Annotated in this window: 20 protein-coding genes and 1 pseudogene; 12 read left to right on the top strand and 9 right to left on the bottom strand. The window is 73.3% G+C overall.

The window, feature by feature from the left end:
• Nucleotides 1–6 precede the first annotated feature (6 nt).
• Genes AAH979_RS09705 through AAH979_RS09695 form a run of 3 tightly spaced genes read left to right on the top strand, consistent with a single transcriptional unit; the run spans nt 7 to nt 4112 of the window.
• Nucleotides 7–1596: a glucoamylase family protein gene (locus AAH979_RS09705; RefSeq protein WP_346257728.1), complete on the top strand. Its 1590-nt coding sequence runs from the start codon at nt 7–9 to the stop codon at nt 1594–1596.
• Between the two features lie 42 nt (nt 1597–1638).
• Nucleotides 1639–3537, top strand: a complete 1899-nt coding sequence (locus AAH979_RS09700) for a xylan 1,4-beta-xylosidase (protein ID WP_346257727.1) — start codon at nt 1639–1641, stop codon at nt 3535–3537.
• Between the two features lie 59 nt (nt 3538–3596).
• Entirely contained in the window at nt 3597–4112 is a 516-nt protein-coding gene (locus AAH979_RS09695) for an amphi-Trp domain-containing protein (RefSeq protein ID WP_346257726.1), read from the top strand.
• A 200-nt stretch (nt 4113–4312) separates the two neighbouring features.
• Here the strand turns inward: AAH979_RS09695 and AAH979_RS09690 are convergent, their stop codons facing one another.
• The 3 genes from AAH979_RS09690 to AAH979_RS09680 all read right to left on the bottom strand — a co-directional run bounded on the left by AAH979_RS09690 (nt 4313) and on the right by AAH979_RS09680 (nt 10493).
• Complete coding sequence (locus AAH979_RS09690; protein ID WP_346257725.1) at nt 4313–7102, bottom strand: BTAD domain-containing putative transcriptional regulator; 2790 nt, start codon at nt 7100–7102, stop codon at nt 4313–4315.
• Nucleotides 7103–7340: 238 nt separating this feature from the next.
• A complete protein-coding gene (locus AAH979_RS09685; protein WP_346257724.1) occupies nt 7341–9548 on the bottom strand; it encodes a choice-of-anchor P family protein in 2208 nt (735 codons plus the stop codon).
• Nucleotides 9549–9833: 285 nt separating this feature from the next.
• Nucleotides 9834–10493: an MBL fold metallo-hydrolase gene (locus AAH979_RS09680; RefSeq protein ID WP_346257723.1), complete on the bottom strand. Its 660-nt coding sequence runs from the start codon at nt 10491–10493 to the stop codon at nt 9834–9836.
• Nucleotides 10494–10601: 108 nt separating this feature from the next.
• Here AAH979_RS09680 and AAH979_RS09675 point away from each other — a divergent pair, with 108 nt between their 5' ends.
• Nucleotides 10602–11129: a hypothetical protein gene (locus AAH979_RS09675; protein WP_346257722.1), complete on the top strand. Its 528-nt coding sequence runs from the start codon at nt 10602–10604 to the stop codon at nt 11127–11129.
• Nucleotides 11130–11401: 272 nt separating this feature from the next.
• On the opposite strand, the gene AAH979_RS09670 is transcribed toward AAH979_RS09675, so the two are convergent.
• The 3 genes from AAH979_RS09670 to AAH979_RS09660 form a co-directional block, all read right to left on the bottom strand.
• Nucleotides 11402–11773 (bottom strand): hypothetical protein, encoded by a 372-nt coding sequence (locus AAH979_RS09670; protein WP_346257721.1) that lies wholly within the window; start codon nt 11771–11773, stop codon nt 11402–11404.
• A 151-nt stretch (nt 11774–11924) separates the two neighbouring features.
• Entirely contained in the window at nt 11925–12758 is an 834-nt protein-coding gene (locus AAH979_RS09665) for a methyltransferase domain-containing protein (protein WP_346257720.1), read from the bottom strand.
• 1 nt (nt 12759) lies between these two features.
• Complete coding sequence (locus AAH979_RS09660) at nt 12760–13545, bottom strand: class I SAM-dependent methyltransferase (RefSeq protein WP_346257719.1); 786 nt, start codon at nt 13543–13545, stop codon at nt 12760–12762.
• Nucleotides 13546–13616: 71 nt separating this feature from the next.
• Between AAH979_RS09660 and AAH979_RS09655 the strand changes: the two genes are divergently transcribed.
• Entirely contained in the window at nt 13617–14564 is a 948-nt protein-coding gene (locus tag AAH979_RS09655) for a LysR family transcriptional regulator (RefSeq protein ID WP_346257718.1), read from the top strand.
• Nucleotides 14565–14618: 54 nt separating this feature from the next.
• Here AAH979_RS09655 and AAH979_RS09650 read toward each other — a convergent pair.
• Nucleotides 14619–15358, bottom strand: a pseudogene (locus AAH979_RS09650) (SAM-dependent methyltransferase).
• Between the two features lie 300 nt (nt 15359–15658).
• On the opposite strand from AAH979_RS09650, the gene AAH979_RS09645 reads away from it, so the two are divergent.
• From AAH979_RS09645 to AAH979_RS09630, 4 genes are all read left to right on the top strand, one after another.
• Nucleotides 15659–16411, top strand: a complete 753-nt coding sequence (locus AAH979_RS09645; RefSeq protein ID WP_346257717.1) for an NUDIX domain-containing protein — start codon at nt 15659–15661, stop codon at nt 16409–16411.
• Between the two features lie 131 nt (nt 16412–16542).
• Nucleotides 16543–17520 (top strand): molecular chaperone DnaJ, encoded by a 978-nt coding sequence (locus tag AAH979_RS09640; protein ID WP_346257716.1) that lies wholly within the window; start codon nt 16543–16545, stop codon nt 17518–17520.
• Between the two features lie 29 nt (nt 17521–17549).
• Nucleotides 17550–18512, top strand: coding sequence for a hypothetical protein (locus tag AAH979_RS09635; protein WP_346257715.1), 963 nt, complete (start codon nt 17550–17552; stop codon nt 18510–18512).
• A complete protein-coding gene (locus AAH979_RS09630) occupies nt 18509–19822 on the top strand; it encodes an adenylosuccinate synthetase (RefSeq protein ID WP_346257714.1) in 1314 nt (437 codons plus the stop codon). Before AAH979_RS09635 ends, AAH979_RS09630 begins: the two co-directional genes overlap by 4 nt.
• On the opposite strand, the gene yaaA is transcribed toward AAH979_RS09630, so the two are convergent.
• Together yaaA and AAH979_RS09620 are read right to left on the bottom strand one after the other, a co-directional pair.
• Nucleotides 19809–20606: a peroxide stress protein YaaA gene (gene yaaA, locus AAH979_RS09625; protein ID WP_346257713.1), complete on the bottom strand. Its 798-nt coding sequence runs from the start codon at nt 20604–20606 to the stop codon at nt 19809–19811. The genes AAH979_RS09630 and yaaA overlap by 14 nt on opposite strands.
• Nucleotides 20607–20693: 87 nt before the next feature.
• A complete protein-coding gene (locus AAH979_RS09620; RefSeq protein WP_346257712.1) occupies nt 20694–21353 on the bottom strand; it encodes an NAD(P)H-dependent oxidoreductase in 660 nt (219 codons plus the stop codon).
• A gap of 155 nt (nt 21354–21508) precedes the next feature.
• Here AAH979_RS09620 and AAH979_RS09615 point away from each other — a divergent pair, with 155 nt between their 5' ends.
• From AAH979_RS09615 to AAH979_RS09605, 3 genes are all read left to right on the top strand, one after another.
• Nucleotides 21509–22069 carry a MarR family transcriptional regulator gene (locus AAH979_RS09615; RefSeq protein ID WP_346257711.1) on the top strand — a complete coding sequence of 187 codons (561 nt, stop codon included), beginning with the start codon at nt 21509–21511 and terminating at the stop codon, nt 22067–22069.
• 179 nt (nt 22070–22248) lie between these two features.
• Nucleotides 22249–23580 carry a hypothetical protein gene (locus AAH979_RS09610; RefSeq protein WP_346257710.1) on the top strand — a complete coding sequence of 444 codons (1332 nt, stop codon included), beginning with the start codon at nt 22249–22251 and terminating at the stop codon, nt 23578–23580.
• On the top strand, nt 23577–24620 hold the full coding sequence (locus AAH979_RS09605; protein ID WP_346257709.1) for a PASTA domain-containing protein: 1044 nt from the start codon (nt 23577–23579) through the stop codon (nt 24618–24620). Before AAH979_RS09610 ends, AAH979_RS09605 begins: the two co-directional genes overlap by 4 nt.
• Nucleotides 24621–24686 lie beyond the last annotated feature (66 nt).

The following is a 24686-nucleotide window of genomic DNA, read 5'->3' as shown; positions in this document are numbered from 1 at the left end:
ACCCCCATGATCCGTCCCCTCCGGGTCGCCCTGGCGGCGACCCTCACCCTCGCCCTGACCCTGCCGGCGGGCGCCGCCACGGCCGCGCCCGCCGCACCGACGGAGTCGGCCGTGCCGGCCGGGTCTCCGGCCGGGGCCGTCGACCGGGCGGCCGCGCTCCGCTGGGCGGCCGACACCTGGCGCTCCATGGTGGCGATGACCGACCCGGGTACCGGACTGCCGGCTGACAACATCGACGGCGACCTCGTCACCGGCAGCCGGGCGAAGTACACCTCGCCGACCAACATCGGCGCGTACCTCTGGTCGGCGCTGGTGGCGCGCGAGCTGAGGCTGATCGGCGAGCGGGAGCTGGTCGGGCGGGTCGGCGCCGCCCTGGACTCGCTGGCCCGGCTCGACCGGCACGCCGACTCCGGCATGTTCTTCAACTGGTACGACCCGGCGACCCTGGAACTGCTGCGTACCTGGCCGGTCGACGGCACGCCGGTCCACCCGTTCGCCTCCAGTGTGGACAACGCCTGGCTGGCGACCGCGCTGATGATCGTGCACAACGCGCTGCCGCAACTGCGCCGCAAGGCCGACCCGGTGCTGAACGCGATGGACTTCGGCTTCTACTACGACCGGCAGGCGCTCGGCGCCGACGTGCCGGTCGGGCTGATGCGGGGCGGCTTCTGGGTCGAGCCGCCGCCCGGCTGCTCGCTGCCGGGCAACTACCGGGGCCGGGGGCCGGACGTGCACTACACCTGCCACACCTACGGTGCCTTCAACAGCGAGACCCGCATGATCAGCTACGTCGCGATCGCCCGTGGTCAGGTGCCCCCGGCGCACTACTTCGGCCCGTGGCGGACCTTCCCCGACACCTGCGACTGGTCCTGGCAGGAGATGAAACCGGTCGGCGGCTGGCGGGAGTACGCCGGGGTGCGGGTCTTCGAGGGCGCCTACCGCTACCGGGGTCTCCAGTTCGTACCGTCCTGGGGCGGGGACATGTTCGAGGCGTTCATGCCGGACATCTTCGTGCCGGAGACCCGGTGGGGGCCGGACAGTTGGGCCCGCAACCACCCGGTGTACGTACGCGGCCAGATCGCGCACGGCCTGCACGACGCGAAGTACGGCCACTGGGGCTTCTCGCCCGCCTCCGACCCGGCCGGCGGATACCGCGAGTACGGCGTGGACGCGATGGGGCTGGACACCCCCGGCTACCCCAGTGACCAGGAGCGGACCAGCGTCGACTACGGGTTCGAGGGCTGCCCCGACCGTCCCGCCCAGCCGGAACCGGCGGCGTACGGCGACGGGGTGGTCACCCCGCACGCGGTCTTCCTGGCCCTCCAGTACGCGCCGGCCGAGGCGCAGACCGAACTGGCGAAGCTGCGCCGGGACTTCGACATCTACGGCCCCGGCGGCTACTACGACTCGGTGGCGGTGCGCAGCGGCACCGTCGCCAAGCGGTATCTCGCGCTCGACCAGGGCATGGTGCTGGGCGCGCTGGGCAACCTGCTCGGCGACGACGTGCTCCGCCGGCAGTTCACCCGGGGCGGGGCGGAGCGGCTGCTGCGGCCGGTGATGCGGCTGGAGGAGTTCTCCGTGCCGGCCCGGCAGTAATCCCAGATCGAGCAGAACAGCCAGACGGAGGATCGCGCGAGGATGAGCGAACAGACGACCAGCACCGAGAACGCGGAGCGGGCCCGGGCGGACTGGGAGGGGCGGATCGGGCGGCGCCGGACCGGTGCCGCCGACGACGGACCGCTCACCCTCGACGCCCCGACCGCCCTGGTGGCGAGGTCGGGCCGGGGACAGGTCACCCTCGACTGGACGCCGGTGCCGGAGGCGATCGGCTACCAGGTGTACCGGTCGACCGGGGACGCGCCGCCCGTGCCGCTGGACCATCACGGCGGCGACGTGCTGGCGGTGCCGCATCCGCCGTACGCGGACACCACCGGGGAGCCCGGCCGCCCCTACGAGTACGCCGTGGCGGCACTGCGCGACGTCGACCAGCCCGGGGTGCTGTCGGAGCCGGTCCGGGTGGCGGCGCTGCCCGAGACCGCTCCGGGCGCGGGTGGGGAGCGTCCGGCCGTCGCCCGAGCGGAACCGCTGGTGCGGGTGATGGTCGAGGCGTCCGGCCCGACCCGGCCGGTGCACCGCCCATGGCGCCCCATGGTCGGCTCCGAGCACCTGAGCCACCTGCTCAGCACGGAGACGACCGGCGGGCGGCCGATCGGGACGGAGTTCGCCGAGGCGCTGCGGATCATGCGTACCGAACTGGGCGTCGGCAGCGTACGGGCGCATGCCATCCTCGGCGACGACCTCGGCGTGTACCGGGAGGTCGACGGCGAGCCGGTGCACGACTTCAGCGGGGTGGACGCGGTCTACGACAGGCTGCTGAGTCTCGGCCTGCGTCCCGTGGTCGAGCTGTCGTTCATGCCCCGGGATCTCGCCAGCGACCCGTCGAAGACCGTCTTCGCGTACGGGGCGGTCGTGTCCCCGCCCCGGGACTGGCAGCGCTGGGCCGAGCTGATCCGTGCCCTGGTCAGCCACCTGATCGACCGGTACGGCCGGGCGGAGGTGCGGCACTGGCCGTTCGAGGTGTGGAACGAGGCGAACCTGGAGGTCTTCTGGTCCGGTACCCGGGCCGAGTTCCTGCGGCTCTACGAGGTGACCGTCCGGGCGGTCCGGGGCGTCGATCCGGGGCTCACGGTCGGCGGCCCGGCCTCGGCCGCCGCCGGCTGGGTGGGGGAGCTGCTCGACCACGTCGACGCCTCCGGTGCCCCGATCGACTTCGTCTCCACGCACACCTACGGCGCCCCGCCGCTGGACCTCCGCCCGCTCTGCGCCCGGCACGGCCGGCCGGACCTGGGCATCCTGTGGACCGAGTGGGGGGTGACGCCGACCCACTTCAACCCGGTCGGCGACGAGGTCTTCGCCGCCACCTTCCTGCTGCGCGGCATGCGTTCGGCGGCCAACCGGGTGGACGCGCTGGCCCACTGGGTCGCCTCCGACCACTTCGAGGAACTGGGCCGCCCGCCCCGGCTCTTCCACGGCGGCTTCGGCCTGCTGACCGTCGGCAACCTGCGCAAGCCCCGGTTCTGGGCGCTGGCCCTGGCCGACCGGCTCGGCGAGCACGAGTTGCCGGCCACGCTGACCGGGGACGGGGCGGAGAGTCTGGTCGAGGCGTGGGCGGCCCGGGACGACGACGGCACGGTGACGGTCCTGGCCTGGAACGGCACGCTCGACCAGTCCAAGGCCGGTGGGGACCGGCGGTTGGACCGCGACGTCCGGGTCGAGCTGCGTGGGCTGGACGCCGGCAGCTACCGGGTACGCCACTGGCGGGTCGACCAGGAGCACTCCAACATCCGCCGGGTCTGGCAGGACCTCGACGGCGGCGACTGGCCGACCGGCGAACAGTGGGAGCTGCTGCGCGCCCGGGACACCCTGGACGAGTACCGGCCGGAGCAGGTGGTGCGGGTGGTCGACGGCGGCTGCGACGTGGACTTTCCGCTGCCGATGCCCGGGGTGTCGTTCCTCCGTCTCGAACCGGCGCCGTAGCCGTCCGCCCATCGGACCCAGGCGCGGCTGGTCCTGTGTGGAGTGCGAGCATGGCGGCCATGGAAATCTACGAGGACGAGCGTTCGGTGTCGCGGGCGGACCTGGCGGGCTGGCTGCGCCAGTTGGCCCACCAGCTCGATTCGGAGGGAAAGATCTTCTACGGCGCGGCCGGTGCGGTCACCGTCACCGACCAGGTCGAGTGTGAGCTGGAGATCGAGCGCGACGGTGCGGAGATCTCCGTCGAGATCGAGTTCTCCTGGACGGATCCCACCGCTGCCACCGCCGCCGCCAGCGCCGACGACGGGGACGACGAAGAAGAGGACGAGGAAGAAGACGAAGAAGGGGACCAGGACGAGGAGTCGACCGAGGCGTCGGCCACCGAGCCGGGCGACGAGCCGGCGGCGGAGGGCGCACCGGCGGACGCCGAGCCGGTGAAGCCCGCGGAGCCGGTGGAGTCCGCGGAGCCGGTGGCGGAGACCAGCGAGCCCGCCAGCCCGGCGGCCACCACCACCGCAGCGGAGCCGTCCGGCACCGACGAGCCGAGCGGCGACGGACGGCCCGCCGGAGCGGCCTGACCATCCGATCAGGACAGTTGACGGGTGGGCCAGTCGGGGGTTCCGGGCCGGCCCACCCTTGCGGCCCGGCCCGCCGGTAATCCGGCCGGAACTGACCGTAGTGCTCCCTGGGGCGGCCGGCCTGGCGGCGCCGGAGCTACTCGTCGCCGACCCCCGGAGTCCTTCCGGCCAGTGCGCGACCTCCGGGCTCGGCGGTGCGGTCAGTCCCGGAGCTTGGCGCGCAGTACCCCGGCGTCCGGCGCGCCGAGTTCCTCGTAGACGGCGAGGGCCTGCTGCCAGACCGCCCGGCCGTCCCCGCGGCGCCCGGCCGTCCGCAGCGCGTCGCCGAGCCGATGCAGGGTGGCCGCCTGGTACCAGCGGTCGTCGAGGTCCTGGTAGATCTCGGCCGCCCGCCGGTAGTGGTCGATCGCCGCGCCGTGCCGGCCCAGTTGGCTGTGTGCGGTCGCGGCGGCCTGCAACGCGCGGGCCTCGCCCCGACGGTGGCCGAGCGACCGGAAGATCTCCAGGGATTCCGTGATCACCGGTACCGCCTCGGCGGGCCGGCCGGCGACGGTCAGGGTCAGCGCGATCTGGTAAAGCGAGATCGACATGTTCCCGGTCTCGCCGTGCGCCCGTTCCAGCGCGTACGCCTGCCGGCTGCACCGCAGCGAGCGGTGGTGCTCACCGGCGTCCCGGTACGCGGCGCCGAGGTTGCTCAGCACCGTCGCGATGCCCGCCGGGTCGTCCATCTCCCGGAAGATCTCCAGGGCCTGCCGGTGCGTCTGCACCGCCAGCGCGGTCTGCCGGGTCGACCGGTAGGCGGTGCCGATCCCACTGAGCATGTGCGCCTGGCCGATCGGGTCACCCGTGCGCTCGGCCGCGCAGAGTCCGGCCCGATGGGTGCGGATCAGGTCACCCCAGGCACGGGTCAGGTGCAGGTGGACCCAGCCGGCGTAGGCGAGGCGCCAGCAGAGGTCGTCGAAGCCTTGGGCCAGTGCCAGTTCCACCGCGGTGATCAGGTTGTGCCGCTCGGTCTCGTACCACTGCCGGGCCTGCCGCTCACCGGAGAAGGTCATCGGTGTGACGTCCCGGGGCGGTCCCGGTACCCTCACCTCGGACTCGCTCGGCTGGAGCAGCGGTCGGGCGTGCAGGGCGCTGCGGGTCAACCAGTCGACCAGCCGGCGTTGGCTGGCGGTCCGCACCCGTGGGGTGTCCTGCTCGGCGGTGAGTTCGGCGGCGTAGGTGTGCAGCAGGTCGTGCACCACGAACCGGCCCGGGGTGTGCTCGCTGACCAGGTGCGCGGCGGCGAGTTCGTCGATCAGCGCCCGGATCCGCGTCGCCTCGGCCCGGACCAGGGTCGCCGCGGCCGGGGCGGACAGCTCCGGGGTCGGATGTAGGCCGAGCCGCCGGAAGAGCCGGGCGGCCGGCGCGCTGAGGGTCCGGTACGACCAGGAGAAGACCGCCCGAACGTCGACGGCCGTGTCCGGGCTGGCGAACCTGTCCAGCCCGCCCTCGCTGTCGGCAAGTTGCCGGTCCAGTTCGGCCAGCGCAAAGGCGGGGCGGGCGACGGCCCGGGCGGCGACGATGGCCAGGGCCAGTGGCAGCCGGCCGCACGCGTCGACGATCCGGTCCACCGCCCCGGGTTCGGTGTCGATCCGCCGCCGACCGAGCCGCGAGCCGAGCATCTGCCGGGCCTGGTACGCGGTGAACGGGTCCAGCCGGACCGTCCGGGCTCCCTCGGTCACCACCAGCGCGGAGAGCTCGCTTCGGCTGGTGACCAGCACGAAGCACCCGGTCCCGCCGGGCAGCAGCGGCCGGACCTGCTCGGCGTCGCCCGCGTTGTCGAGTACGACCAGCATCCGGCGACCGTCCATCAGGGACCGGTACAGCCCGGTCTGCCCGTCGAGGTCGGCGGGGATCTCTGCGGCGGGCAGCCCGAGCGCACGGAGGAACAGCGTCAACGCGTGCTCCGGGGTCACCCTGGCGCGGTCGTCGTAGCCGCGCAGGTTCACCCAGAGCTGGCCGTCGGGGAAGTGCTCCGCGACCCGCCGGGACCAGTGCAGCGCCAGCGCGGTCTTGCCGACCCCGGCCGTACCGTTCAGGACCAGGACGCCGGGTGCGCCACCGGGGCGGAGGTCGCGGCTGTCGAGCAGGGTGTTCAACCGGGCCACCTCGGTGTCCCGGCCGGCGAAGCCGGAGACCTCCGGCGGCAGTTGCCGGGGTACCGGCGGCAGCCCCACCGCCTCGGTGGATGCCGTCGGGGTGCCGCCAAGCACCTGGGCGTGCAGCCGCTGGAACTCCTCGCCCGGGTCGAGTCCGAGTTCCTCGGCCAGGTGCCGGCAACCCTCGTGATAGGCGTCCAGTGCCTCCGCCCGGCGCCCGCTGCGGTGCAGGGCGGTGACCAGTTGCAGCCAGAGCCGCTCGCGCAGCGGATCCTGGGCGGTCAGCCCGCGCAACTCCTCGACGAGCTCGGCGTGCCGGCCGAGCCGCAGGTCCACGTCGATCCGCCGCTCCAGCGTACGGAGTCGCTGTTCACGCAGGCCGGGAACGCTCTCCCGGTGCAGCAGGTCGGACGGTACGTCGGAGAGCGGGTCACCACGCCACTGCCGCAGTGCGGCATGCAGCGCGGTCGACTCGCCGTCCAGATCGGACCGCCCGGCGGCCCGGTCGGCCGCCAGCACCCAGCGCCGGAACCGCCCGAGGTCCACCAGATCGGTGCCGACCTCGATCAGGTAGCCGTCGGAGCCGGTGGCGATCAGCGGCGGCGAGCCCGCCTCGTCGAGCAGGGCGCGCAGCCGGGTGACGTACAACTGTGCGGCCCGCCGGGGGTTGTCCGGCTGCCGGGTGCTCCAGATCGCCTCGGTCAGCCGTCCGACCGAGACGAGCCGGCCCGGTTCCAGTAGCAGCGTCGCCAGCAGCGCCCGGCACTTCGGCGATCGAACCGGTACCGGCCGGCCCGCCACCCGTACGTCGATGGGCCCAAGCAGCCCGAATTCCACCCCGTTGGTCATCGCCCTCTCCGCCCCCGCGTCTCCGATAGGCTGACACATCAGCCGGCAATCGGAAATACGCAGCTTGACGTACACATACAGGGTCGTGGAGACAGACGATAGCGGTTTTCCGACGAGATAGAGATCAATTCTCGGATCCGTTGCGGAATTCCGCAATGGAATGACCATTCGCGGCCGGGGCGACGGCGTCGGGGTACCGGAGCGGGCCTGCTCCGGTACCCCGACACCGTGCCGGTCGTCAGCCCAGGTAGCTCCGGCTGAGGACGATCTCCTCACTCGGCAGTCCGAGCAGTCCGAGCACCTGGACCCGGACGGCGGTCTGCACGAGCTGCCCGTTGGGGTTGGTGGTGGACTCGTTGAGGTAGACGACGGCGACCCCGGGGATGCCGATCGTCACCGGGCTACTGGTGCCGACGGCGGCACCGTTGATCGTGCCGACCACCCGGGAGGTCCGGGTGATGCCGTCCGGTCCGGCCACGCTGGTGCTCTCGATGGTGGAGAGGTTGACCAGACCGCCGAGCAGGTTGGCGCCGGCGACGGTCGCCCGGGCCGTGGTCGTACCGGTGTCGGGGTCGAGCGTGCAACTGGCGTTGAGTACCCCGGTCGTCAACAGCGGCGGCGCGTTGACCGCCACCGAGGTCTGCGCGTCATCGGGCGGGCAGGTGACGTCGGGCGTCCGGGGGACGGTCAACAGCAGTCCGGTCGCCTGTAGCGCGAAGGCGCCGCCGGGCAGGTAGATGACCACCCGTACCACGGCGGTGGCCGAACCGCCGTCGTCGTCGGTCACCCGGACCAGCACGTTGTGCGGCCCGAGCGCGGTGAACGCGTGGCTGATCGTGCAGGTGCCGGCTCCGCCGGCCTCGTTGACCGTGCCGGCGGCGAGCGGGCTGCCGTCGTCGAAGTCGACCGAGCAGGTGTGCGTGTCGTTGGTGCCGATGTCGGTGAACGGCGCGGTGAAGCTGACCGGGGTGCCCCGGGTGAAGAGCGCCCCGTCGGCCGGGGCGGAGATGCTGACCGCCGGTGCGACGTTGGTCAGGGTCAGCGTGGCGGTGGCCTCCACCGGCGGGTTGACCCCGTCGTCGGCGGTCAGGGTGAGCGTGTAGACCCCGTTGTCGGTGCAGGTCACCGTCGTGGTCAGCGCGGCCTGGTTACCGAACGCGCAGGTCGCCCCCGGCTCGCCGCCACCGCTGACGTCCCAGTCCAGGGTGGCCGGTGGGCCGTCCGGATCGGTCACGTCGCCGGCGATGCCGACCGGGGTGCCCTCCTGCCCGGAGTACGGGCCGCCCGCCTCGACCACCGGCGGGGCGTTGATCACGACCGTGGTGCAGTCGGTGACGAAGCCGGGGCCGCCGCCGTCACTGCCGAAGGCCCGTACGCAGATCTCGTGCGTACCGGCGGGCAGCGCCGGGGTGCTGGTGCTGTAGGTGACGTTCTTCGGCCCGGGGGCCTGCGGCAGGTCGGGCTGGATGTCGGCGTTGCCGATCGGGGTGTAGGGGCCACCGGGCCCGGTGGTGCTCAGCGCCAGCGAGCTGAGTTCGGAGGTGATGATGCCGGGCAGGAAGTCCGGTAGATCCTGGGTGGGTACCTCGACGCACTGCCCGCCCGGCACGGTCGCGGCGGTGATCTGTTGGAGGCTGCCGCGCCCCTCACCGTCGTCAGTGCAGGAGGAGCCGGAGCCGACCGCGAAGGTGTAGATGTCGACCTCCTCCGGGGTACCGACCAGCGCGGCCGCTACGCCGCCGTCCGCGCCGTCGGTGGCTACGCCGTCGGAGAGGAAGACCACGATCTTGCGGTCCTCGTCCGCCGCCTCGGCCACCGCCCGGGCCCGGGTCACCGCGTCGGCGAAGTCGGTCGCGCCCTCGACCTCGCGGTGGGTGAAGTCGTCGACCCCGCCGTTGCCGGCGGCGTTGGAGAAGGCCGAGGCCATTACCTCCTCGATGTCCCGGTCGCCCGCGTCCGGCCCGGTACCGCCGAGGTCGCTGTCCGGGCCGGTGGTGAGGTCGTCGGGGGTACCGCCCGGCACGACATCGGCGGCCACCGCCGTCGACCCGAAGACCACCGCACCGACGCTGCCGACGGTGCCGGCGATGGCGGGATCGGTCACGATCCTGTTGTTGAGGTTCCGGGCGGCGGCTATCTCACAGTCGATGATCCGCCCGCAACTGTTGGCGCCCGCGTCGGTGCTGCCGGAGACGTCCAGCACGTAGACGACCGCGGTGTTGGCCACCGGTTGCCCGGTGCCGACCGCCGCCGTGCCGGTCACGGCCACCGGACCCGGGGGCAGCACCGCCCCGTCGGTCGGGGTGTCGATGGTGACCGAGATGCTGGTGCCGCCCGGCAGGTTGCCATCGACGGCTCCCGCCGGTACCCCGGCCGCGAGTACGAGTGCCAGCGCCGTTACCGAGACAACCGTGGTGCCGGTCCAGGCTGACCTTGCACGCTTCATTGATTCCTCCTCCGTCGGGGCGTGGAACGGGGTTACGACCCCGATGCACGCAGACGGAGTATGGAGTGAGGTGAATGTGGTTCGTGCGCGTTAAGTGACAGCCCGTTGACTGAATTCAGGTAGCTCAGTTTCTATCGATCTGATATGCATTCATCAATGGTTGGATGAACGGACTGAGTAGTTCCGGCCGCTCGCCTCTCGACAGGGGCGGACCGTCGCTTGACTCGGCGGTCACCGGGGCCGTGAGCGGACGCCGCAGGCCTGAGCGGTGCCCCGCCGCACCGGTCAGACCGTGACGGCGGCTCCCGGCTCGGCCAGGGCGTGGAACGTGATGCCGAGCCGCTCGACGTACCGGCGGAAGGTGTCGTAACGCTGCCGGAGGAAGAAGTCCCGGGCGTGGCCGTCGTGCACCGGCAGGACCGCCCCGGGCTGGAGTTGGGCGACGAAGCCGGCCACCGCCCGCTCGGTCAGGAACGGCGCCATCACGGGTACCGCCGCCACCGCGACACCCCGGTACGCCAGCAGCCCCGGATGCAGCGAGTCACCACAGTGCAGCAGCCGCCCGCCGACCAGGTAGGCGGTGTTGCGCGGGGTGCGGTCGTCGAGTACCGGCTCGTGGTCGGCGGGAACGGCGTCGAGCCGCAGCGCGCGGACGTCGTGCGCGCCCTCGGCGAGTACCGTCACGTCGAGCCCGTCCGCGCGCAGCGCCTCGGCGGTCTCCTGGTTGCCGAGCAGGCGCGCCCCGGTCCGCCGGACGATCTCGACCAGCGCCGCCGGGTCGGCGTGGTCCGGATGGTGGTGGGTGAGGGCGACGGCGTCGAGCCGGCCGAAGTCGGCCGGATCCACCCGGCCCTCGGCGAAGCTGAACCGGCCGGGATCGATCAGCAGCCGTACCCCGTCCTGCTCGACGAGCAGGCACGAGTGCAGGTACTTCGCGATCCTCAAACCGCCGACCTCTCCTCGGGTATCCCGACGGGCTACCCGGACGTCTCCCGGGCAAACCCGGAATCCGCCGGCCGGTCGGCCGTGACGGGGGCCGGCTACGGTGGCCGGATGCGGCAGGGGCGCGGTGACTGGGCGCAGCGGTGGAACGCCGACCGGTTGGACAGCCGGGTGACGGAGCTGCTGCGCCGGTGGCCCGAGGACCCGGCCGGAGCGGCGGTCCTGCTCAACGGAGTGCTCCGGGCCGCCGCGCCGTACTCGGTGCTGTCCCTGGCGGAGAGCTACCGGCGTCGACACCACTCACTCGAACCGTTGCTCGGCGCCGGCACCGACCGGTTGGTCGAGGACTCCGACCGGTACCCGAGCGGGGTCGCGGCGCTGCTGACACTCGACCGGCCTGCGCGGCTGCGCGAGGCGGGGCTGCGCCGGCTGGTCGCCAGCGAGGAGCCGTTCGTGCTGCCGTACCTGCTGCTGCGGCTCGACGACCCGGTCGATTCGCTCCGCGACATGGCCGTCGACGCGGTGCGCCACCGGCTCCGGGTCGACGGTGTCGACGTGCTCGTACCGATGGCACCACTGCTCGACCGGCTCGCCGGCCGGCGCCGGGCGGGTCCGCTCGTCCGGGCCCTCCGTCCCTAACCGAGCCCGACGCGGCGGAAGCCACCAGCACGGACAGCGCGAGGGCCATGGCGGGGCCGGGCTCGGTGGGCAGTCCGGCGGACCAGGCGACCAGGATGGCGACGGTCGCGACGGTGAGGCCGGCGACCGCGGCCCAGAGCCGGTGGCGCCGACGCGCCAGGGCGATGCCGCCGGCCACCGCTCCAATGGCGCAGTCGAACAGCCAGTAGCGGCGGCCACCCTAACCGTCGACGACGATCGAGATGTCGCAGACGACCTGGTTGCCCATGACCTCAGGCGACCCGGAGGGTCGGCGCGGCGACGATCCGGGCGAGGTCGGAGATGTCGCCGGTCTGGTCGACCGGCGGATTGGCGGCGCCGGCAGTCGCGCTGGTCGCCGGGCCAGCGGTCGCCGTGCCGGTGGCGTCCGGCGGCGAGCCGGGCGAGGCCGTCACGATCGGCACGGTCGGGGCGGCGGACAGGCTGATCTCGTTGAGCGTCCCGATCAACCTGCTCACGTCGTCGGTCGCCATCCGGAATGATCCCCGGCACACCGTGCCGATCCACAGCGACACCACCACGGTGCCCCGGTCACCGTGGTAGCTGACCCGCATCGTCCGGTCGCCGCCACGGGTGTCGATGAACAGATCACCAACGCTCGGCATCGGCCGCACCTCACCCATGGATCCAGCATGTGGCATCGGGAGCCGGAGTGGAAGGCCCGGCAGCGGGCCTGGCCCGCGCCGTCTCGCCTCGGCCCGGGTCCGTGGTGTCACGCCACAGCGGGCGAGCGGTGGGTGTGTGCCGGGATCCCGGCTACGGTCGGCGGGCGGTGACCAGCCAGTGCGCGCCGGGGATGCGTACTCCGTCTGGTCCCTCGTACCGGCGCAGCACCTCGACCAGGATCTCCCGGGCCGTCTCGACGCTCGGCCCGTTCGCGGACTGCAGGACCGCCAGTACCGGTCCCGAGCCGAGGAATCCCTCCGCCGCCTCGCCCGCGTCGGCCCCGAACGCCATCGGGGCGTCGACCGGCCGGGGCCGTACGTCGGTGAAGCCGGCCCGGTCCAGCACCTCCGTCAGCCGGGCGGGATCGGCCAGCGAGAACATCGCCGAGTCGGGCAGCCGCCCGGAGTTCCGCCGGCCGTGCAGCGCGGACATCGGTGCCACGTACCACGCGTTGTCGGCCATGTCGCGGGGGCAGACGAAGGCGAGCCGTCCGCCCGGCCGGAGCGCGTCGCGGACGTTGCCGAACGCCGCCACCGGGTCGGCGAAGAACATGATGCCGAACTGGCTGATCGCCACGTCGAATCCACCGGCCGGAAACGGATGCACCTGCACGTCGCCCTGCGCGAACTCGATGTTGCGCAGCCCGGCCGAGGCCGCGGCGGCCCGGGCGTGGTCGAGCATCGGCGCGGAGAGGTCGACGCCGAGTACCCGGCCCCGGGCGGCCAGCCGGGCGCCCAGTCGGCTCGTCTCGCCGGTACCGCAGCCGATGTCGAGTACCCGGTCGTCCGGCCCGATCGCGGCGGCGGTGAGCAGCGCCTCGGTGAGCGCGCCGTTCACCGGGTCGTCCCGCTCGCTCCGTGCGGCCCAGTTGACGCCCTCGGGCCCGTTCCACGCCTCGGCCTGGTCGGTGTTGACGATACGCATCTCAGTTCCCTTCCGGACGGGCCCGGGCGAGCAGCCGCAGGCCGACCGGGGCGAGGCCGCCGTCGGCCACCCGCAACCGCTCGATCTGTCGGAGTGTCGTGAACAGCGCCAGCCCGTCGGCGTCGTCGTCGAGCCGGTCGGCGAGATAGCGGTGCAGGTACGGCACCCGCACGGTCTGCTGGATGTCGAAGAGTGTGGCGATCTCGGTGCTGACCGCCACTCCCGGGTGCAGGTGGTACGCGTCCCGGTGCCGCTCGACCCAGTGCCCGTGTGGCGCCTCGACCGGCCCGGCGTCGGGATCCGGACCGAGCCGTCCGGCGGCGCCGAGCACTGCCGCGAGGTCGTGGTACCAGCCGGCGGTGGCGGCGTCCGCCCGTTCCCAGGCGAACTCGTCGACCACCAGGGTCCCGCCCGGCCGCAGCAGCGACCACGCCCGCCGGACGGCGCCGGCGAGGTCCGCCATGTGGTGCAGGGAGAGCGAACAGAGCACCACGTCGAAGGGGTGCTCGTCCCGGTAGTCGGCCAGGTCTGCCACGAGCGCCGCGACACCCTGCGTGGCGGCCGCGCTGACGGCCACCGGATCGACGTCGACGCCCAGCACGGCGTAGCCGGCCCGGCCGAGGGCGCGGGCGAGGTCGCCCCGCCCGCAGCCGGCGTCGAGGATCCGGGCCGGCGGTGGGGGCAGCCAGCCGGAGAGGAAGGCCAACTGGTCGGCGATCCGGGCGGCGGTGACGTCGCCGGTGCCGGCGTCCGGGTCGTACGCCCGGGCTGTGCTGATTGGACTCACCGGTCAAGCGTCGACCGGGGTGGGCCATGCGGACAACTGCGGGTTGGTTGGGTCTGCCATAAGCTCGACGCATGCTCGATCCCTGGTCGTTGCAGGTGCTCGTCGCGGTGGGCGAGCGCGGGTCGTTCTCGGCGGCGGCCACGGCGCTCTCGCTGACCCAGCCCGCCGTATCCCGCCAGGTCGCGGGCCTGGAGCGGCGGCTCGGGGTACGGCTGTTCAGCCGGGACGTCCGTGGTGTCCGGCCGACCCCGGCCGGTGCGGTCGCGATCGAACTCGCCCGGGACAGCCTCACCCGGCTACGGGACCTGGAGGCCCGGCTGGCCTCCTTCGCCGAGCTGGAGTCGGGCGAGCTCCGGCTGGCCGCCTTTCCGAGCGTCAACACGCACTTCGTGCCCGAGGCGGTCCGCCGGTTCGGTCAGCTCCATCCGGGCGTGACCCTCAGTCTCCGGCAACCGGACCAGCCGGCGCTGCTGCCGTCGGTACGCGACGGGCGGATCGACCTGGCCCTGGTGACCGACTGGCACCTGTACGACGAGCCGCAGGCGGCCCGGGACGCCCCGGTCGGTGCCGACCTGCCCATGATGAACGTCGAGGGTGTCGAGTTGGTGCCCCTGCTCGACGAGGAACTCCAGGTGGTCCTGCCGGCCCAGCACCGGCTGGCCCGGCGCCGCCGGGTCCGGCTGGCGGAGCTGTGCGGCGAGACCTGGATCGACGGGGCACATCCCGACTGTCTCGGGCCGGTGGCCCCGCTGGCCCAGGCGCTCGGCGCCGCACCCCGGATCGGGTTCTGGTGCGACGACTGGAGCGGCAAGCAGGCGCTGGTCGCGGCCGGTGTCGGCGTGATGCTGATGCCGACCCTGGCCGCCGTGGCGGTACGCCGTGACGTGGTGTTGCGCCCGACCACCCCGGTGCTGCCGACCCGCCGGCTCTACGCGGTGACGGCCAGACCGGAATTCCGTGCCCCGGCGGTGACCGCGATGCTGGAGGTACTGGCCGACCTCGCGCGGCTGCGAGGCTGACCGGTGCGGGCGGCGCGCCGCCGGACGGCGGCCGGCGCGGAGCCGTTGCCGGGGCTACCGCTTCCGGGCGACTCCGGCGGCGACCTTGAGCATGGTCGGCGGAGCCTTTTCGTCCGGCCACCACTCCTGCACGTCGACGACGCCGGGCGAGAGCAGTTCGAAGCCGTCGAAGAACCGTTCGATGTCGTCCCGGTGCCGGAACGTCATCGGCGCGGGGGAGTTCACCGAGATCGCCCTGGCTGCCGGGTCGCTGCCGTCGACGCAGAACTGGGAGATGCAGATGTAGCTGCCCGGGCCATCCGCTCGCGGAACCGCGCGATCAGCGCCGCCGGATCCTCGGCGTCGGTGACCAGGTGGAACACGCCGATGAAGAGCAGCAGTATCGGCTCGTCGAAGTTGATCAGCCGCTGCACCTGCGGATCTTTGAGGAGTTCGTCCGGCCGGCGGACGTCGGCCTGGATCGAGACCACGTTCTCGTCGCTGGCCAGCAGGGCCCGGTTGTGGATGAAGACGGTCGGGTCGCTGTCCACGTAGACCACCCGGGCGTCCGGGGTGATGGCCCGGGCGGTCTCGTGCACGTTCGGTGCGGTGGGGATGCCGGCGCCGATGTCGAGGAACTGCGTGATGCCGGCGTCGGCGCACATCTGGGTTACCCGGAGCAGGAACCGCCGCTGGGCCTTTCCGAGGGCGGGCAGGTCCGGGGCGAGCGCGATGACCTGCCTGGCCGCCTCCCGGTCCACCGCGAAGTTGTCCTTGCCGCCGAGTACGTAGTCGTACGCGCGGGCGTGACTCATCTGCGTGGGGTCGATACCGGACGGCACGGAGTCCTGGTCGGTCACGGGCACTCCCGGAAACGGGATCGAGGGCTGCGAGCGGCGAGCCGATCCTAGCCCGCCGAGCGACCGGGTGCCCGCGCGAAGGGCCGGCAGGAAAGGGGCTTCCCGGCGGCTTCTCATGGACGGTCACCATGCGGTGGCGGTACGCGAGTCGTGTCCGGACACAGTGGGTCCGAGGGGTTGAACGGGCGACCGCTGCGCGGTAGGTTCACCTCCAAGTGAGTAAGACTCAAGTTGAGAACAACGGAGGTCGCGCCGATGCGCCCGGAGTCCACCTTCCTGGCCGGGTACGACCCGACGGCGTTCCCGCCGGTCGCGGTCACCGTCGACATCGTGGTGCTGACCATCCGGGACGGTGCGCTGCACGTACTGCTGGTGGAGCGGGCCGAACATCCATTCCGGGGACGGTTGGCCCTGCCGGGCGGTTTCGTCCGGGACGAGACGCTGGCCGAGGCGGCCCGCCGCGAGCTGGCCGAGGAGACCGGGCTGCGCCCGGGCCAGGCGGCACTGGCCCGGGTCCATCTTGAACAGTTGCGCACCTATGGTGACCCGGGGCGGGACCCACGGATGCGGGTGATGTCCGTGGCGTACCTCGGATTCGCGCCGAGCCTGCCGGATCCCCGGGCCGGCGGCGACGCCGCCAGCGCCGCGTGGCTACCCGTCGACGAGGTCCGGGACCTCGCCTTCGACCACGACATCGTGCTCGCCGACGGCCTGGAACGGGCCCGCGCCAAGCTGGAGTACACCCCGCTGGGCACGGCGTTCCTCGGGCCGGAGTTCACCATCGGGGAGCTGCGCGCCGTCTACGCCGCCGTCTGGGGCGAGCAACTCCATCCCGGCAACTTCCACCGCAAGGTGCTCTCGGTGCCCGGTTTCGTGGAGAGCACCGGCGGGACGACCAGCCGGGGCGGCGAGCGGGGCGGGCCGAGGGCCCGGCTCTACCGGGCGGGCGACGCCACCCTGCTGCATCCGGCCCTGCTCCGGCCGACCCGCGAGGAGCAGGTCCGGTGAACCGGCCCGACGGTTCGGGAGCGAGGAGCGGGCCCCCCGGGGCGGGACCGTCGTGCCGCGACGGGCGCTACCGGCGGACCCGACCGGGCCGGCGGAGCAGCGCCGAAAGCCGACCGGAAGGGGAGAGCACGATGACCTTCGACGAGGCGGTCGCCCTGGTGGAACGGACGCGTACCCCGGCCGAGATATTCGTCGACGGCGCGACGACGTACCGCCGGTTGGTCAAGATCCTGCACCCCGACGTCGCACCGGCCGGTCGCACCGCTACCGCGACGGCGGCCCTGGCCCGGCTCGCCACGCTCTGGGCCGCGACCAGCGCGGTCATCCGGACCCGGCGGCACCGCTGGTCCGTCGGCGCCGAGTTCGCCAGCGGCGATGTCGGCACCCTGCGCGAGGTCACCGACGGATCCCTGCGCGGCCTGCTGAAACTGCCCCGCGACCCGGCCGACGGCGATCTGGCCCGGGCCGAGATCGACGCCCTCGACCGGCTCGCCCGCTGCGGCGAACACCGGTTCCGGGCCTACGCGCCACGCCTGCTGGACACCGTCACGCACGACGACCCGGCGACCGGGGTCCGGCGCACCGGACCGGTGCTGGAACGGCTCGACGGGTTCGTCAGCCTCGCCGAGGTGGCCCGCCGGTACCCGGACGGAGTCGACCCGCGCGACGCCGCCTGGATGTGGCGCCGGCTGCTGGTCGGGCTCGGCTGGGCACACCGGGCCGGCCTGGTGCACGGCGCGGTGCTCCCCGAGCACGTGCTGATCCACTCCGCCGAACACGGCCTCGCCCTGGTCGACTGGTGCTACTCGGTCCCGCCTGGCCAGCGGATACCCGCGCTCGTCGCCCGGCACCGCGACAGCTATCCGCCGGAGGTGCCCGGCCGCCGCCCCGCCACCCCGGCCACCGACCTCTACGCCGCCGCCGAGTTGATGGCCCGGCTGATCGGCCCGCGCCTGCCGACCGCGCTGCGCCGGTTCGCCGACGGCTGCCGCCTGGAGCGGCCGACGATGCGCCCCGACGACGCCTGGCGGCTGCTCGCCGAACTCGACGACCTGCTGCACGACCTCTACGGCCCCCGCCGATTCCGACCGTTCGCCATGCCGGCCTGATCCCTCAGGCCCGACCGAAGGGAAACACCATGGGCAGTGGACGCTGGTCAACCGACGTGTACTCGGCCGCCGCGAGCTACCGCGCGGCCACCGGGGCGAGCCCGTTCGCCTACAGCGACGGCGGTGCCCGTACCGCGCATCCCGACCTCAGCCCCTACAAGGTGACCGCCCGGGAGAGCCGGGACAGCGCCGAGCACCCGCACTCCACCCCGATCGCCGTACTCTTCGACGTCACCGGCTCGATGCGCGACGTGCCCCGGGTGCTCCAGGCGAAGCTGCCGCAACTGCTGGGACTGCTGCTGCGCAAGGGCTACGCCCGGGACCCGCAGATCCTGTTCGGGGCGGTCGGCGACGCCACCTGTGACCGGGTGCCGTTGCAGATCGGCCAGTTCGAGTCGGACAACCGGATGGACGACCAGCTCGCCAACATCGTCCTCGAAGGCGGCGGTGGCGGCCAGCAGACCGAGTCGTACGAGCTGGCGATGTACTTCATGGCCCGGCACACCGAGCTGGACAGCGTACGCAAGCGCGGCCGGCCCGGCTATCTCTTCCTGATCGGCGACGAGCTGCCGTACGACCGGGTCAAGCCGGCGGAGGTCCGCCGGGTGATCGGGGACCAGCTCACCGAGCCGATCGCGGTCACCGAGATCGTCCGCGAACTGCGGCGCAGCTTCGAGGTCTACTACATCCTGCCGAGCGGATCCAACTACGCCGGTGACCCGGGCACCCTGAACGCCTGGCGGAAGCTGCTCGGCCAGAACGTCCTGGAACTCGACGACCTCGACGCGGTCTGCGAGACCATCGCGCTCACCGTCGGGCTCGGCGAGCAGTCCATCGACCTCGACGCCGGGCTGCGGGATCTCGACGACGTCGGCTCGACGGTCGGCGCCAGCGTCGGCCGGGCGCTGGCGACGATCCGGCGCGACCCGGTCGGCAGTTCGGTGGCGCTGACCGGGCTCGACGACGGCACCGGCGGAAACCTCCGGCTGTGAACCACACCGTCGCTGTCGACCTCGGCTACGGGGACGCGGGCAAGGGCACCACGGTGGACTGGCTCTGCGCCGGGGCGCCGGTCACCGCCGTGATCCGGTTCAACGGGGGCGCGCAGGCCGCACACAACGTGGTGACGCCGGACGGGCGGCACCACACCTTCGCCCAGTTCGGCTCGGGCACGCTGCGCGGGGTGCCCACCCACCTGTCGCGGTTCGTCGTGGTCGACCCGCTGGCCCTGGCGGCCGAGGCGGCGGCGCTGGCCCGGTCGGGGGTGCCGGACCCGTTCGGGCTGCTGACCGTCGACGGCGACGCGCTGCTCGCCACCCCGTGGCACCGCGCCGCGAACCACCTCCGGGAGCTGCGACGCGGTGCCGACCGGCACGGTTCGTGCGGGGTCGGGGTCGGCGAGACCATGGCGTACGCGCAGCGCCACCCCGACGCCCCGCGGGTCGCCGACGTGCGCGATCCGGTACGCCTGCGCCGCCGGCTCACCGGGCTGCGCGACCGGCTCACCGACGAACTCGGTCCGCTCGACGCGCCGCCGGTCGACGACGTGCTGGCGGCGTTCCGGGCGTTCGGCGAGGCGGTGGCGGTGGTGGACGGGATCGCCGCCCGGCGTCGGCTGCTCCGCGCCGGGCCGTGCGTCTTCGAGGGTGCCCAGGGGGTGCTGCTGGACGAGTGGCGGGGCTGGCACCCGTACACCACGTGGTCCACCACCACCTTCGACAACGCGGCGACCCTGCTGGCCGAGGCGGACGAGTCGGCGCTGCGGCTCGGCGTGGTACGCACCTACACCACCCGGCACGGGGCGGGCCCGTTCGTCACCGAGGATCCGGCGCTGCGCCTGCCGGAGCCGCACAACGGGACGGGGCGCTGGCAGGGCCCGTTCCGGGTCGGCCACTTCGACGCGGTCGCGCACCGGTACGCCGTGCAGGTCTGCGGCGGGGTCGACGCGCTGGCCGTCACCCACGCCGACGCGCCGGGCCGGGAACCGGCGCTGCGGGTCTGCACCGGTTACGAGGTGGCCGGGGCGCCGCTGTTCCGGCTGGTCCCCGGGCCGGCGCGGGATCTCGCCCACCAGGCGGAGCTGACCGCGGTGCTGCACCGGGCCCGGCCGGCCGTGCTGTTCCGGCCGGACGACTGGCCGACGACGATCGGTGCGCTGCTCGACCTGCCGGTGCTGATGACGTCCTACGGTCCCCGGGTCACCGACAAGCGTTCCGGCACCGGATGCGGCGCGCGGTCGCCGGCTCGACCGGGCGGGCGGCACGCCGGCCCGGCGACCCCGGCCGGCGTCACAGTTCGGTGACCACCAGGTCGAGCTGGCGGGGGCGGCCGGCGACCACCGGCTGCTCCTCGACGGTGTACTTCAGGTCGCGCAGCGCCTCGACCAGCCGGCCGGCGGATCGGGGCGCCGCGCCGGCCAGCAGCAGGTCGCGGACCAGCCGTCCCTTGCTGGCCTTGTTGAAGTGGCTCACCACGGACCGCCGGACCTCCCCGGCGACCACCTGCTCGTGCAGCACCCGGACCGTCACGGTGCGCTCGGCCAGCCGGCCGCTGGGCCGCCACATCGCGGCGTACCCGCTGGAGCGCAGGTCGAGCACGGGCCCGCCGCCGGCCGTCTCGGTGAGCACCGGGTCGAGCAGCCCGCGCCAGTACGCCGCCAGCCCGCCCACCCCGGGCAGGTTCACCCCGATCGCGCAGCGGTACGCCGGGATCCGGTCGTCCATCCGGATCGCCCCCCAGAGCCCGGAGAAGACGAGTACGGAACGCCGGGCCCGGGCCCGGGCCGGACCGGGCAGGGCGCCGAGGCCGAGTGCGTCGTAGAGCACCCCGGTGTAGACCTTGGCCGCCGGCTGGGCCGGCGCGGTGCGCAGCCGGGCGTTGCGGTCCAGCTCCTCGTCCTGCCCCGGGCTGAGCCCGAGCACCTCCCGGGCGCGGTCCCGGTCCGGCCCGGCGCAGAGTGCGACGAGCGCGTCGAGGACGCGTTCCCGCCCGGGGTTGAGCGCGGGCTGGGTCAGCGCGTCCGGATTCACCGGCCGGCCGGAGCGGGGCGCGGTCTTCCCCTCCGACGGAGGCAGCAGGATCAGCACGACCAGCAAGCCTACGCAGCGGGCCGGCGGGCGCGTACGGGGCGTGCCGGGCGGCCGCCCCGGACGCGTACCGGTCGGAGCGGCCGGTCAGGCCGCCTTGCCGAGGGCGTGCTGGGCCAGCAGTTCGCCGTGCTTGCCGGCCGAGGTGTGCCCGGCTTCGAGGTTCTGCCGGGCCAGGTCCCGCAGCGGCTCCATCGCCGGGGTGATCTCGGCCAGGGTCAGCTCTACCTCGCTGACGTGCAGGTCCAGCTCCAGCACGTCCTCGAAGAACCGGCGGTAGTACGGGGTGGCGTGGTCCCAGCCCTCCCGGGGGGTACCCGGACCGTAGCCGCCGCCCCGGGTGACGATCAGCGCCGCCGGCCGGCCGCGCAGCGGCGACTCCTGGCCCGGGGCCAGCCGGGGATCGGTGAGCAGCAGATCGATCCAGGACTTGACGTGCTGGGACACGCCGTAGTTGTAGAGCGGCACGGCGAGCAGGTACGCGTCGGCCGCGACGAGCTCGTCGACGTAGCCGGCGGCAAGCGCGGCGGCCTGCGCCTGGGCCTCGGTGCGCTGGTCGGCCGGGACGAATCCGGCGCTGACCGCCGCGGGCCAGGCGTCGGCCGGCACCGGCGAGGCGGCCAGGTCGCGCCGGATGACCAGCCCGGACGGGTGGGTACGGGTCCACGCCGCCTCGGCGGTGTCGGCGACGGCCCGGCTGACGGACTGCTCGCCGCGGATGCTGGCGTCGAGTCGGAACAGGCTCACTCTTACCTCCGAAAGAAGTTCTGTAACCGCGACTAAGTTAGCCACAGACCGACTGCTGTACAGCAGAACTGTGATTTATATTATCTTTAGTCAGATACTTCTGTCTCACAGAACATCTAGCGGGCGATGATCTTCCAGACGGGTATGCTGGTCATGTGTCCGACACCGCAGCTCCCGCGCCATCCGCCGCCCGTTCCGAGGACGGCGCTCGGATCGCGGCGGAGTTGCTCAAGGACGACTTCGGCTGGGCGCTCGGGGTGATCATGCGGCGCTACCTCCGCGCGGCGGAGGAGATCGTCAAAGACGTGCCGGGCGGCCCCCGGGGCTACCAGGTCGTCGCCTCGGCGAGCCAGAACCTGGCCACCAACCAGGGCGCGATGGCCGCCCAGCTCGGCATCGACCGGACCGTCCTCACCTACCTGATCGACGACCTGGAGGCCGCCGGACTGGTCTCCCGGCAACCCGACCCGGCGGACCGGCGCAGCCGCCGGGTGGTCGCCACCGAGGCCGGGAAGGCGCTCTGGCAGGACCGGCAGGCCGCCCTGGCCCACGCCGAGGCCGAGATCCTCCGGGTACTCGGCCGGGACGAGTCGGCCTTCAAGGAACTCCTGCAACGCGTGGCGATACACGCGGACCGGCTCGACCCGATGCAGAACGCCTGCCAGGTGGTCGAGGAGCTGAACGAACAGGAGAACCGGGGCCGCCGCCGGCGCTGACCGCGCCGCGTGGACGGGACCGATCCCGATCGCGCCGAGGGTCAGCCGTGCGTCGCCGGTGGTCCACCGCTTGCCGACAAACCCGCCGACGGATGTATCCGGGCCGGGAGTAGCCGCCTCTGTACTGGTGAGCCGCGGCCGCCCCGGCCCGGCTGTACCTCGTCCGGAATCGGTGACCCATGCTGTCAACCTGGGTATCGCTGCTGCTTCTCGTCGCGGCGGCCGGCATCGTCATGGTCGTCGTGCGGCGCCGCCACGGTGCGGAGACCACTCCGGCCGGCGGTCCGTCCACCATCGACGTGAGCGCGGAACTGCCGACCTTCAACATCGTCGCCCTCGGTGCCCAGGAGACCGGCAAGACCGTCCTGCTCGCCAGCATGTTCCACCGGCTCAGCACCGAGCTGCGCGAGGGTGGCTTCCGGCTCGTCACCGGGCTCGAACAGGCGGCCGACCTGACCGACCTCTACGCGACCCTGCGCGACCCGGAGGACGCCTGGCCACCCGGGACGATGATCGGACAGACTCGCTCGTTCACCTTCGACTGCGTCGGCACGGCCGGCGGTCGGGATCACGCCGTACTCCGGTTCAACTACCTCGACTACGCCGGGGAACTGGTCGGTGGCGGGCGGGCGGCGAGCGTACCGGCGCACGGGCGGCAGGCCAGCCAGCAGGATCTGGAGCAGCGGCTGGGCGCCGCCCACGCGATCTTCGGCATCATCGACGGCCGGCGCATGGTAGACGCGCTGCGCGGTGGCCGGGAGGGCCAGCTCTACCTGGAGAACACCATCGTCCCGATGATCGTGCTGATGCGTCGGGCCGAGTGTCCGGTGCACTTCGTCCTCACCAAGTGGGATCTGTTCGACACCGTCGGCGCCGAACAGGACGAGGAGAACGACCGGCTCGAACTGGCCCGCAAGGAACTGCTGTCGTATCCGCCGATCCGCAACCTGGTCGAGCAGCGACGCCGGGCGCGCAAGATGGTCCGGTTGATCCCGGTCAGCGCGATCGGGCGGCAGTTCGCCACGATGGCCGCCGACGGGCACATGGTCAAACTGCGGCACGGCCGGCTCCGGCCGGTCAACGTCGAACTGCCGCTCTGCGCCGTGCTGCCCGACCTCTTCGGGCAGGTCAGCGCGCAGCTCGACGAGGTCGTCGAGCGGAAGATCGTCGAGGAGTCCCGGGCACTCTCCCGGCTCTCCGCCGCCGAGACCGTGTCGGCGGTCGGCCGGTTCCTGGCCCGCCCCGCCGGACAGGCCGTACGCCTCGCCGTCGGCCTGGCCGTCGGGCGGAACGCGTTCAGCGAGCAGATCGTCAGCACCTTCCTCGACTGGGTCGGGGAGCCGTTCGAGGCGAAGGCCCGGGAGGTGGCGCAGGCGATCGACGACGCGCACCGTTCCGCCGAGCAGATCCGGCTCGCCAGGCGGGCCGTGCTGGAGGAGTTCCGGGAGAACATGGTCGTGCTCCGCCGGCAGCTCCCCGCCTCCGACCTCACCACCTGGGGTGTCCGGTGAGCGCCGCGCCGGCCCGGTCCGGCTGGCCGTTCCTGGTCGGTCGCGGTCGGGACGCCGGCTACCGGATGCTGCTCACCCCGTCCGCGCTGGCCGCCCGGAACGACTCGGACGGGCTACTCGCCGCGGTGACCGGCGAGGTGCCGGCGGACGCGCCACCGGTGGTCGCGGACGTCGGCCCGGGCGGGGCACTCTGCGTCGTCTACCGCACCCTGCGGCCCAGCACCGCCGACACCGGCGCCACCGGTTCCGGCCGGCCCACGCCGTTGCTCGACCGGGCCGGCCGGCCGCTGGTCCTGGCGTACGGCTTCGTGTGCCGGGGCGGCCGGGTGACCCGGGTCGACGAAGCCGACCTGCGGTACGCCCGCGAAGTGGCGCTGGACGCCTTCCGCCGGTTCCACGCCGACGAGGCGGCGTACCGGACGGCGGTGTCGGAGCCGTATCCGCTGCGCTCGGAGGTTGTCGGACGACCGGCCGGTCGCGCCGGGGACGGCGGGCACGCCCGCTCGGCGCCACCGGGGCAGCCCCGTTCCGGGTCACCGGGCCAGGAGGCACCCTCCGTGGCGGCCTGGCGGCCCGACGCGCTGCCGCCGTCCGGCCGGGACCGGAACGGCCGGCCGCGCCCACCGACCCTGCTGCTCGGCCTCTGCGCGCTGCTGCTCGTGCTCGGCGGGACCGGCCTCTGGCTGGCCACCCGGCCGCCCGAGGTACCGGTGCCGGGCATCGTGGGGCTGCCGGAGGCGGACGCCGTACGGGACCTGCACACCGCCCGGCTGCGCGCCGTACCCGGGTCGGAGCGGTGGGGCGGGGGCTGCCGGCCGGGCCGGGTGGTCGAACAGTCCCCGACGGCGGGCACCAGGGTCCGGGAGCAGACCGAGGTGGTGTACGCGCTCTGCGTGCAAGGGCGCCCGCCCGTGCCGCCGTCACCCGCGCTCGTGCCGCCACCGTCACCCGCGCTCGTGCCGCCGTCACCCGCGCGCTCCACGGCGGTGCCGGAGCGGCGGTCGCGTGCCAGCAGTGAGATCGAGGCTGTACGACCGTAACGATCATCAGCGTAGGATGGGCGCCGAGCGGCGGGATCGGTCATCCAAGCGTGCGGAGAGGCGGGT

Source organism: Plantactinospora sp. ZYX-F-223 (genome assembly GCF_039649625.1).
GTDB lineage: Bacteria > Actinomycetota > Actinomycetes > Mycobacteriales > Micromonosporaceae > Plantactinospora.
Note: the sequence above shows the minus strand (reverse complement) of the source record. Positions and strands in the feature narration are given on the sequence as shown.

What these genes read in the sequence shown, in the direction of transcription:
- AAH979_RS09645 (WP_346257717.1), top strand. Translation starts at nt 15,659, where the DNA reads ATGCGCCCGGAGTCCACCTTCCTGGCCGGGTACGACCCGACGGCGTTC.
- AAH979_RS09695 (WP_346257726.1), top strand. Translation starts at nt 3,597, where the DNA reads ATGGAAATCTACGAGGACGAGCGTTCGGTGTCGCGGGCGGACCTGGCG.
- AAH979_RS09665 (WP_346257720.1), bottom strand. Translation starts at nt 12,758, where the DNA reads ATGCGTATCGTCAACACCGACCAGGCCGAGGCGTGGAACGGGCCCGAG.
- AAH979_RS09685 (WP_346257724.1), bottom strand. Translation starts at nt 9,548, where the DNA reads ATGAAGCGTGCAAGGTCAGCCTGGACCGGCACCACGGTTGTCTCGGTA.
- AAH979_RS09675 (WP_346257722.1), top strand. Translation starts at nt 10,602, where the DNA reads ATGCGGCAGGGGCGCGGTGACTGGGCGCAGCGGTGGAACGCCGACCGG.
- AAH979_RS09655 (WP_346257718.1), top strand. Translation starts at nt 13,617, where the DNA reads ATGCTCGATCCCTGGTCGTTGCAGGTGCTCGTCGCGGTGGGCGAGCGC.
- AAH979_RS09640 (WP_346257716.1), top strand. Translation starts at nt 16,543, where the DNA reads ATGACCTTCGACGAGGCGGTCGCCCTGGTGGAACGGACGCGTACCCCG.
- AAH979_RS09700 (WP_346257727.1), top strand. Translation starts at nt 1,639, where the DNA reads ATGAGCGAACAGACGACCAGCACCGAGAACGCGGAGCGGGCCCGGGCG.
- AAH979_RS09670 (WP_346257721.1), bottom strand. Translation starts at nt 11,773, where the DNA reads ATGCCGAGCGTTGGTGATCTGTTCATCGACACCCGTGGCGGCGACCGG.
- AAH979_RS09635 (WP_346257715.1), top strand. Translation starts at nt 17,550, where the DNA reads ATGGGCAGTGGACGCTGGTCAACCGACGTGTACTCGGCCGCCGCGAGC.
- AAH979_RS09610 (WP_346257710.1), top strand. Translation starts at nt 22,249, where the DNA reads ATGCTGTCAACCTGGGTATCGCTGCTGCTTCTCGTCGCGGCGGCCGGC.
- AAH979_RS09705 (WP_346257728.1), top strand. Translation starts at nt 7, where the DNA reads ATGATCCGTCCCCTCCGGGTCGCCCTGGCGGCGACCCTCACCCTCGCC.
- AAH979_RS09690 (WP_346257725.1), bottom strand. Translation starts at nt 7,102, where the DNA reads ATGACCAACGGGGTGGAATTCGGGCTGCTTGGGCCCATCGACGTACGG.